The following is a 14,290-nucleotide window of genomic DNA, read 5'->3' as shown; positions in this document are numbered from 1 at the left end:
CGCAGGAACGGGCACCGAGGCTGGTCGCTCCGGAAGCGGAACAACAAAAAACGGGCCGCTGGCCCGTTTTTTTTCCGACGGCTGGCTGCCGGCTTGCCGCTTACGTCAGCGCGCCCAGTTCACGCAGCCGTGCCTCGGTCGCCGCCGCACTCGTGTGATGAATGCCGTGCCAGCCGAGCGCCGTCGCGGCCGCGGCGTTCTTCGCGTTGTCATCGATGAACACGAGTTCGTGCGGCGCGATGCCCGGCAAGTGCGGCTCGATCCGCGCATGCATCTCGCGGTAGATCGCCGGATCGGGTTTCACGAGCTTCACACGGCCCGACACGACGATGTCCCTGAAACGCCGCAGCACCGGGAAGTTGTCCCACGCATACGGAAACGTCTGCGCCGACCAGTTCGTCAGCCCGAACAGCGGCATCCCCTGCGCGTCGAGCCGGTCGACGAGCGCGGCGCCTTCGTCGAGCACGCCGCCGATCATCTCGTGCCAGCGCGCATAGAACGCGCGGATCAGCCCCTCGTGCGCCGGAAACTTCGCGACGAGCTCGGCCGTCCCCTCTTCGATCGTCTGCCCGCCGTCCTGGCGGACCACCCAGTCCATCGTGCACACATGCGTGAAGAACCAGCGACGCTCGGTGTCGTCGGGAATCAGTTCCCGGTAAAGGTACTCGGGGCTCCAGTCGATCAGCACGCCGCCGAAATCGAACACCACGGCCTTGATCGTCATGCGAACTCCGTCGCAAGGACGTCCGCGAGCGGGCGCGGCATCACCGGGTTGCCCGACAGCGAATTGTTTTCCCATACGAAGTGATGATGCGCGACGATCTGCGCCGCCGACAGGTGCGTGCGCTCGTTCGTGGTGTGCAGGTCGGACACGACGGTCGTCCGGTAGCCGAGCAGCGCTGCGCGGCGCGCGGCCGAATCGACGCAGAACTCGGTCGCATAACCGCAGATCAGCACCGAACGGATGCCGTGGCGCTCGAGTTGCGCCGCGAGCAGCGTATCGTGAAACGAATCGCTCATCTGCTTGCGCACCCGCCAGTCGTCGTTCCCGACGACCAGCCCCGCGTGCAGTTCCCAGCCCGGCGTGCCGGGCACGACGTCGTCGTCCGCGTCGCCGTCGTGCTGCACGAAGCACACGGGCGCGTTCGCCGCACGCGCCGCCGCCGTCAACCGGTTGATGCCCGACACCACGTCATCGAGCCGGTACGCGGGCGTTGCCCGCTCCACCAGCCCGCGCTGCATGTCGACCACGATCACTGCCGTGTCCGCCATCGTCGCCCTCGCTGTTGTTGTTCGGCCGGCGCCCGGCCGCTTTCCTGCGTTGCGTCAGATCGGCTGCGTGCGCGCGTCGAGCCACGCCTTGGCATCGCCGCTCAGATGGCGGCCGACGCGCTCGCGCACCGTTGCGTGATACGCGTTCAGCCACGCGCGTTCTTCTTCATGCAGCATCTCGATCAGCACGCAGCGCGTGTCGATCGGGCACAGCGTCAGCGTCTCGAACGCGAGGAAATCGCCGAACTCGGTCTGCCCGGCCGCGCGGTTCACGACCAGGTTCTCGATCCGGATGCCCCACTGGCCGGGACGGTACACGCCCGGCTCGATCGACGTGATCATGCCCTCTTCCATCGCCGTATACGGCTCGGCCGGCGCGTAGTGCGAGATCACCTGCGGGCCTTCGTGCACGTTCAGGAAGTAGCCGACGCCGTGCCCCGTGCCGTGCCCATAGTCGAGCCCGGCCGCCCACATCGGCGCGCGCGCGATCGCGTCGAGCATCGGCGAGCGGATGCCGCGCGGGAATCGGGCACGCGACAGCGCCATCATCGATTTCAGCACGATCGTGAAATCGCGCCGCTGCAGGTCGCTGACGGTGCCGACCGGCACGACGCGCGTGATGTCGGTCGTACCCGTCACGTACTGGCCGCCCGAATCGATCAGCAGCAGCCCGTCGCCGGCGATCGTCGCGTGCGACTCCGGCGTCGCGCGGTAATGCGGCATCGCGCCGTTCGCGTTGAAGCCCGCGATCGTCGCGAAGCTCGGCGACACGTAGCCGGGGCGCCGCGCGCGCGCGGCAGTGAGCTTCTCGTCGATCGTCAGTTCGGTGATCGTCTCGCGGTTCACGGCCTGTTCGAACCAGGAGAAGAATTCCGCGAGCGCGGCGCCGTCGTGCTCCATCGTCACGCGCACGTGCTCGATCTCGGTGGACGTCTTGCGCGACTTCGCGAACGTCGACGGATTCACGGCCTCGACGAGCTTCACGCCGGCCGGCACGGCCTCGAGCGTGCCGAACGTCACGCGGCGCGGGTCGATCAGCAGCGTCGCGCCGTCGGGCAGTGCCGCGAGCGCGGCGCGCGCGGCGTCGTAGGCGCGGACGTCGACGCCGTCCTGCGCGAGCGACGCGGCCAGTGCCGGCGACACCTTGCCGTCGGCGACGAACAGCGTCGCGCGATCGGCGCCGATCATTGCGTGCGCAACGAATACGGGATTGAAGTTGACGTCGGCGCCGCGCAGGTTGAACAGCCATGCGAGGTCGTCGAGCGTCGAGACAAAATGCCACTGCGCGCCCTGCGCACGCATCGCGCGGCGCACTTCGGCCAGCTTGCTCGCGCGCGTCGTGTCGGCCTGCGGCGCCGCGTGCTCGAACACCGCGTCGCCGGGCAGCCCCGGCCGCTCGGGCCAGATCGCGTCGAGCAGGTCGAGGTCGGTGCGCAGCGCGATGCCGCGCGCGTTCAGCGCGGCCGTCAGCCCGCGTGCGGCCGCGACGCCGAGCACCGCGCCGTCGACGCCGACCGTCGCCCCCGCCGCCACGTTCTGCGCGAGCCAGTCGACGTGCGGCGCGCTCTGCTGCCCGCCCGTCATCTTCATCAGTTGCACGCCCGTGCCGGCCAGTTCGGCGTCGGCCTGCACCCAGTAGCGGCTGTCGACCCACAGCCCCGCGAAATCCGCGGTCACGACCAGCGTGCCGACCGAGCCCGTGAAGCCGGACAGCCAGCGGCGGGCCTGCCAGCGCTCCGGCAGATATTCGGACAGGTGGGGATCGGCGGACGGCACGAGATAGGCGGCCAGGTTCTCGCGGGCCATCGCGCCACGCAGCAGCGCGAGACGGGCCGGCACCGGCGAGACTTCGGGAAGACGGGCATTCATGATTTCACCTGAGAGCATTCAGCGACGGGCCGACAGCGCAACCGTCACGGCTACTGCGAGGAACGCGACGCCGGTGCAGACCGGCCATTCGAGCGTCTCGCCATCGTAAAACAGTCCAGAGAGATTGCCGGCCATGCGGGCCGCAGCCGCGCCGACGATACCGGCGAGCACCGCGATCCACCACGCCGGCCGGCCCGTGCGCCGCATCGGATGCAGCCATCGGCCGAACAGCCCGACGGCCGCTCCCAGGACAAGGATTCCAAACCAGTTCATTCGACGCCTTCCATAAATTCGGATTCGTCCCATAGGCGTGAACGTTGCCAGCGGCTAGCATCGATTCATCCATCGAACCCGAGACCAGCCGGGTGCCGCGAACATTCGAGTGTAGGGGCCGACTCGACGTTATGGCAAGCGCGCACCGGCTGCCGTATTGAAGAAATTCTCATGCGAATCGCTCTGATCGATCCGGACGCGCGCCATGCCGCGCTCCTGAACCGCCTGCTCTTTGCGGGCGGTCATGTGTGCCACGCGTTTCCGTCCAGTACGGCGTTCTTCGAGTGGCTCGCCGCCAATACCTGCGACATGCTGATCACCGGCCACTGGGCCGGCGACCAGCCGGCCGAGGAAGTCATTCCGCGTGCGCAGACGGTCCTGCCCGGACTGCCGGCGATCGCCGTGATGCAAATGCCGCGCGAAAGCCAAATCGTATCGTGCCTGCACGCGGGCGCCGACGATTGCCTCGTGCGCCCGGTGAGCGGGCCCGAGCTGCTCGCGCGCGTCAACGCGGTGAGCCGGCGCGCCGGCGTGCGCCGGCCGCCGGCCCGCTCACGCGAAATGTATGGCGAATACGCCTTCGACGCCACGCACTGCCTCGTTCGCTTCGACAACGCAATCGTTTCACTCACGCCGAAGGAGTTCCGTTTTGCGCAGTTGCTGTTCGCGAACCTGTCGCGGCCCGTGTCGCGCGCCCATATCCTCGAAACGGTGTGGGCACGCCGCCGCGACATGAAGTCGCGCACGCTCGATACCCACGCGTCCCGGCTGCGCAGCAAGCTGCACCTGCTTCCGGAGCGCGGCTACCGGCTGCTGCCGCTCTACGGCTATGGCTATCAGCTCGACCGCGTGCCGATCGAGCCCCCAAATTCCCGGCCCCGCCACGCCGATGCCCGGTATGCCGCGAGTGAGGAAATCGCTGAAACGCTATAATATGGGGCTAAACGATAGCCCTCGATATGCAACTCCTCACGATCGGAATCAATCACCACACTGCGCCTGTCGCCCTGCGCGAACGCGTGGCGTTTCCGCTCGAGCAGATCAAGCCGGCTCTCGTCACGTTCAAGAACGTGTTTCTCGGCCCCCAGGCGCCCAATACGCCCGAAGCGGCGATCCTCTCCACCTGCAACCGCACCGAACTGTATTGCGCGACCGATGATCGCGCCGCACGCGAAGGCGCGGTCCGCTGGCTGTCGGAGTATCACCGGATTCCGGTCGACGAGCTCGCACCGCACGTCTATGCGCTGCCGCAGTCGGAAGCAGTCCGGCACGCGTTCCGCGTCGCATCCGGCCTCGATTCGATGGTGCTGGGCGAAACCCAGATTTTGGGCCAGATGAAGGATGCCGTCCGCACCGCAACGGAAGCCGGCGCGCTCGGCACCTACCTGAACCAGCTGTTCCAGCGCACGTTCGCGGTAGCGAAGGAAGTGCGCGGCACGACCGAAATCGGCACGCAGTCGGTGTCGATGGCGGCCGCCGCGGTGCGCCTCGCGCAGCGGATCTTCGAAAAAGTGTCCGATCAGCGCGTGCTGTTCATCGGCGCCGGCGAGATGATCGAGCTGTGCGCGACGCACTTCGCCGCGCAAGGCCCGCGCGAACTCGTCGTCGCGAACCGCACGGCCGAACGCGGCCAGCGCCTTGCCGAACGCTTCAGCGGCCGCGCGATGCCGCTCTCGGATCTGCCGACCCGCATGCACGAATTCGACATCATCGTGTCGTGCACGGCGTCGACGCTGCCGATCATCGGCCTCGGCGCAGTCGAGCGCGCGGTGAAGGCACGCCGCCACCGGCCGATCTTCATGGTCGACCTCGCGGTGCCGCGCGACATCGAGCCCGAAGTCGGCAAGCTGAAGGACGTGTTCCTCTACACCGTCGACGATCTCGGCGCGATCGTGCGCGAAGGCAACGCATCGCGCCAGGCTGCGGTCGCGCAGGCCGAAGCGATCATCGAAACGCGCGTGCAGAATTTCATGCAGTGGCTCGACACGCGCAGCGTCGTGCCGGTGATCCGTCACATGCACACGCAGGCCGACGCCTTGCGCCGGGCCGAAGTCGACAAGGCGCAGAAGCTGCTCGCGCGCGGCGACGATCCGGCCGCCGTGCTCGAAGCGCTGTCGCAGGCGCTGACCAACAAGCTGATCCACGGCCCGACGAGCGCGCTCAATCGCGTGAACGGCGCCGATCGCGATTCGCTGATCGACCTGATGCGCGGCTTCTACCAGCACGCGCCGCGCTCGAACGACCAGTCCGGCCACTAGCGCCGGCCGATCGCCCTGCCGCCGGCCGCGCGCCGGCCTATCCTTTCCGAATACCCCTTGCCCGGGAGCGCCGCTCCACACCATGAAGACGAGCATGCAACGCAAGCTCGACCAGCTGTCCACACGGCTGGCCGAACTGAACGACCTGCTGAGCCGCGAAAACGTCACGGCCGACCTCGACCAGTACCGCAAGCTGACGCGTGAACATGCGGAACTTGGCCCGGTGGTCGAACAGTACGCGCTGTGGCGCCAGTCGCGCAGCGACGAGACGGCCGCGCAGGAGCTGCTCGGCGATCTGTCGATGCGCGACTTCGCGGAAGACGAAATCCGCAGCGCGCGCGAGAGCATGACCCGCCTCGAGACCGAGCTGCAGAAGATGCTGCTGCCGAAGGATCCGAACGACGACCGCAACATCTTCCTCGAAATCCGTGCGGGCACGGGCGGCGACGAATCCGCGCTGTTCGCCGGCGACCTGCTGCGCATGTACCTGCGCTTCGCGGAACGCCAGCGCTGGCAGGTCGAAATGATGTCGGAGAGCGCATCCGATCTCGGCGGCTACAAGGAAGTGATCGTGCGGATCGCGGGCCAGGGCGCGTATTCGCGCCTGAAGTTCGAATCGGGCGGCCATCGCGTGCAGCGCGTGCCGGCAACCGAGACGCAAGGGCGCATCCACACGTCCGCGTGCACGGTCGCGGTGATGCCGGAAGCCGACGAAATCGGCGAGGTCGAGATCAATCCGGCCGACTTGCGGATCGACACGTTCCGTGCGTCCGGCGCGGGTGGCCAGCACATCAACAAGACCGACTCGGCGGTGCGCGTCACGCACATCCCGACCGGGATCGTCGTCGAGTGCCAGGACGACCGTTCGCAGCACAAGAACAAGGATCGTGCGCTGAAGGTGCTCGCCGCGCGCATCAAGGACAAGCAGTATCACGAGCAGCACGCGAAGGAAGCCGCGACGCGCAAGAGCCTGATCGGCTCCGGCGACCGCTCGGAACGGATCCGCACGTACAACTTCCCGCAGGGCCGGATGACCGACCACCGGATCAACCTGACGCTGTACCGGCTCGAGGCGATCATGGACGGCGACCTCGACGAACTGATCAGCGCGCTGGTCAGCGAGCACCAGGCCGAACTGCTCGCGTCGCTCGGCGACGCCGACTGAGGTCACGATGCCCGACACGACCGCCGACGAACTGCTGCGCGCGTCCGCGCTCGACGCGGTCGATGCGCGCGTGCTGCTCGCGCACGCGCTTGGCTGGACCCGCACACAACTGATCACGCGCGGTGACGCGCCGCTCGACGCGGCCGCGGTCGAACGCTACCGCACGCTCGAGGCGCGCCGCATGGCCGGCGAGCCGGTCGCGCAGCTCGTCGGGATGCGCGAATTCTTCGGCCGGCCGTTCGACGTGACGCCCGACGTGCTGATCCCGCGCCCTGAAACCGAACTGCTCGTCGAAGCCGCACTCGATGCGATCGACGGGCTGCCGCATCCGGCCGTGCTCGATCTCGGCACGGGCAGCGGCGCGATTGCCGTCTCCATCGCCGCCGAGCGGCCCGATGCACGCGTGTGGGCGCTCGACCGTTCGCCGGCCGCACTCGAGGTCGCGCAACGCAACGCACGCAAGCTGCTGGACGCGCACCGCCCCGGCGGCCCGCTGCACTGGTTGCAGAGCGACTGGTACGCGGCGCTCGATCCTGCGCTCGCCTTCGACACGATCGTCAGCAATCCGCCGTACATCGCGCAGCACGATCCGCACCTCACGCAGGGCGACCTGCGTTTCGAGCCGCGCGGCGCACTCACCGACGATGCCGACGGCCTCAGCGCGATCCGCACGATCGTCGCGGGCGCCGGCACTTACCTGAAACCGGGCGGCACGCTCTGGATCGAGCACGGTTACGACCAGGCCGAGGCCGTGCGCGCCGTACTCGCATCGCACGGCTTCGTCGCGGTCGAATCGCTCGCCGATCTGGCCGCAATCGAACGCACGACAGGCGGCCGCCTGCCGGGCTGATGCCCGGCCCGTCCGGTTGAAATCCGCTATCATTTCGATCTAACGCCCCGCAAACGCAAGGTCAGTCATGGACACCCAACAACGTATCAAGCAAATCGTCGACGAAAACCAGGTCGTGCTCTTCATGAAGGGCAACGCGCAATTCCCGATGTGCGGCTTTTCGGGCCGCGCCATCCAGGTGCTGAAGGCCTGCGGCGTCGATCAGTTCAAGACGGTCAACGTGCTCGAAGACGACGAGATCCGCCAGGGCATCAAGGAATTCTCGAACTGGCCGACCATCCCGCAGCTCTACGTGAAGGGCGAATTCATCGGCGGCTCGGACATCATGATGGAGATGTACCAGTCGGGCGAACTGCAGCAACTGTTCGCCGCCGCGTAATACGCCCCGCCCCCTTTTCGATGGCATCTCCCAGCGCGCCGCCACGCCGGCTGATCGTCGCGATCACCGGCGCCACCGGCGCGATCTACGGCGTACGGCTGCTCGACCTGCTGCGCGCCGCCGGCGGCGTCGAAACGCACCTGCTGATTTCGAACGCCGGCTGGCTCAACATCCAGCACGAACTGAAGCTGTCGAAGGCCGAGGTCGAAAGCCGTGCGGACGTCGTGCACTCGGTGCGCGACGTCGGCGCGACGATCGCATCGGGGTCGTTCGCGACCGACGGGATGGTGATCGCGCCCTGCTCGATGAAGACGCTCGCGAGCGTCGCGCACGGGCTGTCCGACAACCTGATCACGCGCGCGGCCGACGTCACGTTGAAGGAGCGCCGCCGCCTCGTGCTGATGGTGCGCGAAACGCCGTTCAACCTCGCGCATCTGCGCAACATGACCGCCGTGACCGAAATGGGCGGCATCGTCTTCCCGCCGCTACCCGCGTTCTACGCGATGCCGAAGACGATCGAGGAACTCGTCGACCAGACCGTCACCCGCGTGCTCGACCTGTTCGCGCTCAGTGCACCGATGACGACGCCGTGGGCCGGCATCCGGCCGGCGCAGTAAGCCGCTCGCTGCTTCCGCGCCGTTCTTCGCGCATCTTCATCGATTCATCTGCCTTCCGGCCTGATTCGGCCACCTCGAACCCTCGTCCGCTCTCGCGCTCGCAGAATCGGCCCGATTATCAACCAATACGACTCAATCAAATTCCGCGCGACGGATTTATCAATGCCCGGTGCGCGCCTATAGTCACAGGCAAATCCCTTTGCAGGCCACCACCATGAACCGCTTGCCTTCGCTCTACCTGTCCCACGGCGCCCCGACGCTGCCGATCGACCCGACGCTGCCGTCCGGCGCGTTCACCCACCTTGGCGCCGAATTGCCGCGCCCGCGCGCGGTACTGATGCTGTCCGCGCACTGGGGCACGCAGCGTCCCGTCGCCAGCGTGGCCGCGCATCCTGAAACGATCCACGACTTCTACGGTTTTCCGCAGGCGCTGTACGACATCCGCTACCCGGCACCCGGCGCGCCCGACGTCGCCGAGCGCGCGGCCGGACTGCTGAATGCAGCCGGCATCGCCACCGCGACGACCGAGCACGGCCTCGACCACGGCGCGTGGGTACCGATGCTGCTGATGTTCCCGGAAGCTGACGTGCCGGTGGCACAGCTGTCGATCCAGCCGCGGGCGGATGCTGCGCACCACTTCGCGCTCGGCCGCGCGCTGCGACCGCTGCGCGACGAAGGCGTGATGGTGATCGGCTCCGGCCAAATCACGCACAACCTGCGCGCCGCCGATTTCGGTGCGGCACCGGAAGACGCGGACCCGCGCGTCGCGGAATTCACCGACTGGTTCGAGGCGAAGCTGGCCGCGCGCGACGTCGACGCGCTGCTCGACTACCGTCGGCAGGCGCCGCATGCCGCGCTGATGCATCCGACCGACGAGCATCTGCTGCCGGTGTTCACGGCGCTCGGCGCGGCGGACGACGACTACCAGCTTGGCATCCAGTCGCTCGGCACGTACCAGCGCGTGCTCGCGATGACGAACTACGTGTTCGCGAGCGCGGCCGCCTGAGCGTCGCGCGGCAACCGTCGAGCGCCAATAAAAAGCCCGCCCGAGCATCGCTCGGGCGGGCTTTTTTCCGCTGCTGGCTGCCGCCGCCGAATCCGGCGACAGGTCACGCGTCAGGCACCGACCCCCTCGAGGATCTCGTCGTGCGATTCACGCTCGTCGAGATACTGGGTCCGGTAGCCGGTATTCACGCCCCAGAAGTAGAACACCAGCGAGATTGCGGCGACGATCAGCATGTCCCAGCCGTACGGCAGCACGCCGTAGCCGCCGAACTCCTTGCTGCCGATCAGCGACAGCACGGCCATCGTCGGCAGGTACGCGACCAGCCACCATGCGGCCTTCAGGTCGGCACCCCAGCCGGTCCAGCCCGACTTCGCCTGGAAGTAGAAGTACACCGGCAGCGCGACGATCATCAGCAGGATGATCTCGCCCGTCAGCGGCCACTTCGCCCAGTAGAGGATCAGCGACGCGCAGACGAACGCGAACGGCGCGATCAGCTTCATCAGCGGAATCGACAGCGGACGCTCGATGTCGGTCGCCGAGCGGCGCAGCGCCATCAGGCTGATCGGGCCGGTCAGGTACGAGATCACCGTCGCGACCGAGATCACCGCCGCGAGCGAGCTCCAGCCGCGGAAGAAGAACAGGAAGATGAACGAGACCAGCAGGTTGAACCACATCGCCTGGCGCGGCACGCCGTAGAGCGGGTGCACGTTGCCGAACATCTTCGGCATCGTGTTGTTGCGCTCCATCGCGTAGATCATGCGGGTGGTGGTCGCCATGTACGTCGTGCCGGTACCGCTCGGGCTGACGAACGCGTCGACGTACAGCAGGATCGCGAGCCAGTTCAGGTTCAGCGCGATCGCCAGTTCGGCGAACGGCGACTTGAAGTTGAAGTGCGACCAGCCCTGCGCGACGTCAGCCGGATTCACCGAGCCGATGTACGCCATCTGCAGCAGTACATAGATCACGAGCGCGATCAGGATCGACGTGATCACCGCGAACGGCACGCTGCGCGACGGGTTGCGCGCTTCGCCCGCGAGGTTCACCGGGCTCTGGAAGCCGTTGAACGCGAACACGATGCCGCTCGTCGCGACCGCGGTCAGCACCGCCGACCAGCCGTACGGAGCAAAGCTTGCATTGGATGCGGTGCCGAGGTTTTCCGGATGGTAGCTCGTCAGCATCAGGCCGAGGATCGTGAGGCCGGGGATCAGGAACTTGAAGATCGTGATCGTGGTGTTCGCCCGGGCAAACGCCTTCACGCCCCAGTAGTTCAGCAAGAAGTAGATGACGACCAGCACGGCCGACAGCAGCAGGCCGGGTGTCGTCAGCTCGCCGTTTACGAACAGCGCATGCGCCCACGGATACGGCCACGTGCTCATGTACTGGATCGACGCTTCAGCCTCGATCGGGATCACGGATACGATCGCGATCCAGTTCGCCCACGCGCTGATGAAGCCGACCAGCGAGCCATGCGAGTAGCGCGCGTAGCGCACCATGCCGCCCGACTCGGGGAACATCGCGCCCAGTTCCGCGTACGTCAGTGCAATCGCGAGAATCACGACCGCGCCGATGATCCATGCGCAGATCGCTGCCGGACCGGCGATCTTTGCGGCCTTCCAGGCGCCGAACAGCCAGCCCGAGCCGATAATCGAACCCAGCCCCGTCAGCATCAATGCAAACGGGCCGATGTTCCGTTGAATAGAACTCTTCACATCCTCTCCTGTGTCTCAAAAAGCATGGTCGGCCCGCGATCCGGGATCGGCTCGGACTGCACCGCGCACGCATTCTTGGGGGGACGCGTCACCCGATCAGGGCAACCCGTCCGCGCGGCGCGTAGTTTAACGGTTGCACCTCAAGCGTGGCGCCAAAATCGTTCGGCCCCTACAAAAAATTCGCATCGTTTGCAAGCTTTGTAAACCTGATATACGCAATAACCCTGAGTCCATGGAAATACGGTTGACCACGCGGGTGATAAGCCGTATAAAGGACTTCGCAGGATTTCAAGTGGCGAGTGAATTGGTTCTTTCGTAGTTCGCCCATCAACGGTACTCCGGTTGGTCCTATTACCCCTTCCTTGATTTTCCGCACACCATGGGCTTCGGCCCCGTTTTATCTTTTTAGGAACAAGTAACATGGCAACCGGTACCGTCAAGTGGTTCAATGACGCAAAGGGCTTCGGCTTCATCACCCCGGAAGGCGGCGGCGACGATCTGTTCGCGCACTTCTCGGAAATCCGCGTCGAAGGCTTCAAGACGCTGCAAGAAAACCAGAAGGTTGAATTCGAAGTGAAGACGGGCCCGAAGGGTCTGCAAGCTGCGAACATCCGTCCGGTCTAAGTCTTGGCGCGATTATTCGTGTAAAAAAGCCCCGCTTCGGCGGGGCTTTTTGTTTTTCGGCGCCGGTCGCCCGGCATGACGGCCTTTCAGCCGCCCGCATTCAGCCGAACAAGCGCTGCGCGTGAATGCCGAGCCCCGTCGCGACACTCGCGAGGCGGTCGCCGAACACCGGCTGCGCATCCGGGAACGCACCCGCGAGCGCACCCGACAGGAACGCGAGCCCCGTCGAGCCGCCGGTGAAATACAGTGCGCCGACGTCGCGCGGCGCGACACCCGCCAGCCGCACCGTCTCGCGCGCGGCGTCGACGATGCGGGCGGTGTCGTCGCGGCTCGCATCGACGAGGCGCTCGGCATCGAACGCGATCTGCAGATCCTCTTCCACGTCGTTCAGGTCGATCATCGTCTCCCCGCCCGCCGCGACGCCGATCTTCGCTTCCTCCGCGCGCGCCATCAACGCATGCCCGAGCCGCTGCTCGACCACGCTCGTGAGCCGGTCGTACTGCTGCACATCGCGGTACAGGTGCTTCATCAGCTTCAGCTCGCCGAGCCGCTTCGGCGTGTAGACCGTGTTGATCAGGTGCCAGGTCGCGAGATCGAAGTAGATCTTGTTCGGCAGCTCGCGCCCTTCGGGATCGAGCGAACGGTAGCCGAATGCGGGCAGGATCGCGGCCAGCTCGACACGCCGGTCGTAGTCGGTGCCCGCGACGTGCACGCCGTGGTGGGCCAGCACGTCGTCCTTGCGCTCGAGCCGCGCCATCCGCTCGGGCCCGACGCGCACCAGCGAGAAGTCGGACGTGCCGCCGCCGATGTCGGCGACGAGCACGAGGCGCTCCGCCTGCTGGCGCGACTCGTAGTCGAACGCGGCCGCGATCGGTTCGTACTGGAATTGAACGTCCGTGAAGCCGACCGATCGCGCGGCAGCCTCGAGCTGGTCCTGTGCAAGGCGGTCGGCGCGCGGATCGTCGTCGACGAAGAACACGGGCCGGCCGAGCACCGCACGACCGATCGGCGCAGCCGCGCGGGTTTCGGCCTTGCGCTTCAGGTGCGTCAGGAAGCGCGCGATGATGTCGGTGTACGCGATCGCGCTGCCGTCGCCGAGATCGGTCGTCGTTTCCGCGAGCGGCGAGCCGAGAATGCTCTTCATCGAGCGCATCAGCCGGCCGTCGAAACCGTCGATGTAGGAAGCCAGCGCCGCACGGCCGTATTCGACCGTCTCTTCGTCGTTGTTGAAGAAGATCGCGGTGGGCAGCGTCAGGTGGTCGCCCTCGACGGGCGCGAGGCGCATGCCATCGCCGTCGGGCAGCGCCACGGCGGAATTGGACGTGCCGAAATCGATCGCGCAGTAAGTCATGGGAAATTGCCGCAGCAGGGCCGGCGCGAAAACGGAAAGGACGGGCTTTTTAACATGAAGCCCGCGGGATCACAACCGGGGCCGGCCACCGGTGCCGCGCAGCGGGCCCCGGTGGCGACGGCGCGCAGACGGGCGCACCGGGAAGACAGGCGGACGGGATGCGCGACGCAGCCCGCTCCAGGCAGATCAGGCCGCCGCGTCGAAGCCCTTCTTCCACGCGCCCGCATAGACGACCTCGCCGATCGCATGACGCGTGCGCGGCGCCTTCTCGCGATCGCGCAGCACGGGATCGAGCTTGTCGACGTTGCCGTAGTGGCCGAGCGAGATGATCGCCGGAATCGCGACGTCGGCCGGGATCGCAAACGCGTCGCGGAACGCCTTCGCGTCGAAGCCGCTCATCTGGTGGGCAGCCAGGCCCAGCGCGTGCGCCTGCAGCACCAGCGACATCGCGGCGGCGCCCGCGTCGTACAGCGCGGTCGGTGCCGGTTCCCCCTTCGGCGTGAGCGTATGCGCGGTCACGGCGATCAGCACGGGCGCCGGCGCATTCCAGCCCTGGTTGAACGGCACCAGCGTCGCGAACGCGCGCTTGAATGCGTCTTCGTCCTGCGTGCGGTCGAATACGATGAAGCGCCACGGCTGCGCGTTGTACGCAGACGGTGCCCAGCGGGCAGCTTCGAGCACCGCGTGCAGATCGCCGGCGCTGACGGGTTCATCCGAATACGCGCGCGGGCTCCAGCGGCCCGCGATCAGATCGTGAATCGAAACAGTGGTGGGAGCAGGTTTGACGGACATGCGGATCCTCGCTGACATCGATGAAGGGGCGCGAACGCCTGGCGAACCGCAAGCATACCCGCTTGAGCCGATCCGCGCCCGATCCTGCCGAGCTATGCAAATCTCCGTGCGTGCATTGGCCGGCC

At 66.8% G+C, this 14,290-nt stretch carries 15 protein-coding genes; 8 read left to right on the top strand and 7 right to left on the bottom strand.

The window, feature by feature from the left end; all coding sequences use genetic code 11:
• Window positions 1-100 precede the first annotated feature (100 nt).
• Genes E9536_RS38280 through E9536_RS38265 form a run of 4 tightly spaced genes read right to left on the bottom strand, consistent with a single transcriptional unit; the run spans window position 101 to window position 3,414 of the window.
• Window positions 101-724, bottom strand: coding sequence for an HAD-IA family hydrolase (locus tag E9536_RS38280; RefSeq protein WP_059699726.1), 624 nt, complete (start codon window positions 722-724; stop codon window positions 101-103).
• Window positions 721-1,272, bottom strand: a complete 552-nt coding sequence (locus tag E9536_RS38275; RefSeq protein WP_136472753.1) for a cysteine hydrolase family protein — start codon at window positions 1,270-1,272, stop codon at window positions 721-723. The genes E9536_RS38280 and E9536_RS38275 overlap by 4 nt, the downstream gene beginning before the upstream one ends.
• Window positions 1,273-1,326: 54 nt before the next feature.
• Complete coding sequence (locus E9536_RS38270; RefSeq protein WP_027788488.1) at window positions 1,327-3,141, bottom strand: aminopeptidase P family protein; 1,815 nt, start codon at window positions 3,139-3,141, stop codon at window positions 1,327-1,329.
• Between the two features lie 18 nt (window positions 3,142-3,159).
• Entirely contained in the window at window positions 3,160-3,414 is a 255-nt protein-coding gene (locus E9536_RS38265; RefSeq protein WP_027788489.1) for a hypothetical protein, read from the bottom strand.
• A 171-nt stretch (window positions 3,415-3,585) separates the two neighbouring features.
• Here E9536_RS38265 and E9536_RS38260 point away from each other — a divergent pair, with 171 nt between their 5' ends.
• The 7 genes from E9536_RS38260 (at window position 3,586) to E9536_RS38230 (ending at window position 9,689) form a co-directional block, all read left to right on the top strand.
• Window positions 3,586-4,347 (top strand): response regulator transcription factor, encoded by a 762-nt coding sequence (locus E9536_RS38260; RefSeq protein WP_027788490.1) that lies wholly within the window; start codon window positions 3,586-3,588, stop codon window positions 4,345-4,347.
• A 26-nt stretch (window positions 4,348-4,373) separates the two neighbouring features.
• On the top strand, window positions 4,374-5,672 hold the full coding sequence (gene hemA, locus E9536_RS38255) for a glutamyl-tRNA reductase (RefSeq protein WP_027788491.1): 1,299 nt from the start codon (window positions 4,374-4,376) through the stop codon (window positions 5,670-5,672).
• Between the two features lie 82 nt (window positions 5,673-5,754).
• Window positions 5,755-6,837: a peptide chain release factor 1 gene (gene prfA, locus E9536_RS38250; RefSeq protein ID WP_027788492.1), complete on the top strand. Its 1,083-nt coding sequence runs from the start codon at window positions 5,755-5,757 to the stop codon at window positions 6,835-6,837.
• A gap of 7 nt (window positions 6,838-6,844) precedes the next feature.
• On the top strand, window positions 6,845-7,687 hold the full coding sequence (gene prmC / locus E9536_RS38245; protein ID WP_027788493.1) for a peptide chain release factor N(5)-glutamine methyltransferase: 843 nt from the start codon (window positions 6,845-6,847) through the stop codon (window positions 7,685-7,687).
• A 67-nt stretch (window positions 7,688-7,754) separates the two neighbouring features.
• Window positions 7,755-8,066 (top strand): Grx4 family monothiol glutaredoxin, encoded by a 312-nt coding sequence (gene grxD, locus E9536_RS38240; protein WP_021161789.1) that lies wholly within the window; start codon window positions 7,755-7,757, stop codon window positions 8,064-8,066.
• A gap of 20 nt (window positions 8,067-8,086) precedes the next feature.
• Window positions 8,087-8,683: a UbiX family flavin prenyltransferase gene (locus E9536_RS38235; protein ID WP_059688460.1), complete on the top strand. Its 597-nt coding sequence runs from the start codon at window positions 8,087-8,089 to the stop codon at window positions 8,681-8,683.
• A gap of 214 nt (window positions 8,684-8,897) precedes the next feature.
• Window positions 8,898-9,689 (top strand): class III extradiol ring-cleavage dioxygenase, encoded by a 792-nt coding sequence (locus E9536_RS38230; protein WP_042976606.1) that lies wholly within the window; start codon window positions 8,898-8,900, stop codon window positions 9,687-9,689.
• A gap of 110 nt (window positions 9,690-9,799) precedes the next feature.
• Here E9536_RS38230 and E9536_RS38225 read toward each other — a convergent pair whose 3' ends face one another.
• Window positions 9,800-11,398: an APC family permease gene (locus E9536_RS38225; RefSeq protein WP_021161792.1), complete on the bottom strand. Its 1,599-nt coding sequence runs from the start codon at window positions 11,396-11,398 to the stop codon at window positions 9,800-9,802.
• 420 nt (window positions 11,399-11,818) lie between these two features.
• Between E9536_RS38225 and E9536_RS38215 the strand changes: the two genes are divergently transcribed.
• A complete protein-coding gene (locus E9536_RS38215) occupies window positions 11,819-12,022 on the top strand; it encodes a cold-shock protein (protein WP_006477070.1) in 204 nt (67 codons plus the stop codon).
• Window positions 12,023-12,122: 100 nt separating this feature from the next.
• On the opposite strand, the gene E9536_RS38210 is transcribed toward E9536_RS38215, so the two are convergent.
• Together E9536_RS38210 and E9536_RS38205 are read right to left on the bottom strand one after the other, a co-directional pair.
• Window positions 12,123-13,373, bottom strand: a complete 1,251-nt coding sequence (locus tag E9536_RS38210; RefSeq protein WP_060173921.1) for an Hsp70 family protein — start codon at window positions 13,371-13,373, stop codon at window positions 12,123-12,125.
• A 186-nt stretch (window positions 13,374-13,559) separates the two neighbouring features.
• Window positions 13,560-14,165 (bottom strand): nitroreductase family protein, encoded by a 606-nt coding sequence (locus E9536_RS38205; RefSeq protein WP_021161795.1) that lies wholly within the window; start codon window positions 14,163-14,165, stop codon window positions 13,560-13,562.
• Window positions 14,166-14,290 lie beyond the last annotated feature (125 nt).

The sequence above is a fragment of the Burkholderia sp. LS-044 genome (genome assembly GCF_004803625.1).
Lineage (GTDB): Bacteria > Pseudomonadota > Gammaproteobacteria > Burkholderiales > Burkholderiaceae > Burkholderia > Burkholderia cepacia.
This window is presented reverse-complemented; position numbering and strand designations above follow the sequence as displayed.

Excerpts from the sequence above, each read along its gene's own strand:
- E9536_RS38215 (WP_006477070.1), top strand. The coding sequence starts at position 11,819 with ATGGCAACCGGTACCGTCAAGTGGTTCAATGACGCAAAGGGCTTCGGC.
- prmC (WP_027788493.1), top strand. The coding sequence starts at position 6,845 with ATGCCCGACACGACCGCCGACGAACTGCTGCGCGCGTCCGCGCTCGAC.
- E9536_RS38235 (WP_059688460.1), top strand. The coding sequence starts at position 8,087 with ATGGCATCTCCCAGCGCGCCGCCACGCCGGCTGATCGTCGCGATCACC.
- hemA (WP_027788491.1), top strand. The coding sequence starts at position 4,374 with ATGCAACTCCTCACGATCGGAATCAATCACCACACTGCGCCTGTCGCC.
- E9536_RS38270 (WP_027788488.1), bottom strand. The coding sequence starts at position 3,141 with ATGAATGCCCGTCTTCCCGAAGTCTCGCCGGTGCCGGCCCGTCTCGCG.
- E9536_RS38210 (WP_060173921.1), bottom strand. The coding sequence starts at position 13,373 with ATGACTTACTGCGCGATCGATTTCGGCACGTCCAATTCCGCCGTGGCG.
- grxD (WP_021161789.1), top strand. The coding sequence starts at position 7,755 with ATGGACACCCAACAACGTATCAAGCAAATCGTCGACGAAAACCAGGTC.
- E9536_RS38260 (WP_027788490.1), top strand. The coding sequence starts at position 3,586 with ATGCGAATCGCTCTGATCGATCCGGACGCGCGCCATGCCGCGCTCCTG.
- prfA (WP_027788492.1), top strand. The coding sequence starts at position 5,755 with ATGAAGACGAGCATGCAACGCAAGCTCGACCAGCTGTCCACACGGCTG.
- E9536_RS38230 (WP_042976606.1), top strand. The coding sequence starts at position 8,898 with ATGAACCGCTTGCCTTCGCTCTACCTGTCCCACGGCGCCCCGACGCTG.
- E9536_RS38265 (WP_027788489.1), bottom strand. The coding sequence starts at position 3,414 with ATGAACTGGTTTGGAATCCTTGTCCTGGGAGCGGCCGTCGGGCTGTTC.
- E9536_RS38275 (WP_136472753.1), bottom strand. The coding sequence starts at position 1,272 with ATGGCGGACACGGCAGTGATCGTGGTCGACATGCAGCGCGGGCTGGTG.
- E9536_RS38280 (WP_059699726.1), bottom strand. The coding sequence starts at position 724 with ATGACGATCAAGGCCGTGGTGTTCGATTTCGGCGGCGTGCTGATCGAC.
- E9536_RS38205 (WP_021161795.1), bottom strand. The coding sequence starts at position 14,165 with ATGTCCGTCAAACCTGCTCCCACCACTGTTTCGATTCACGATCTGATC.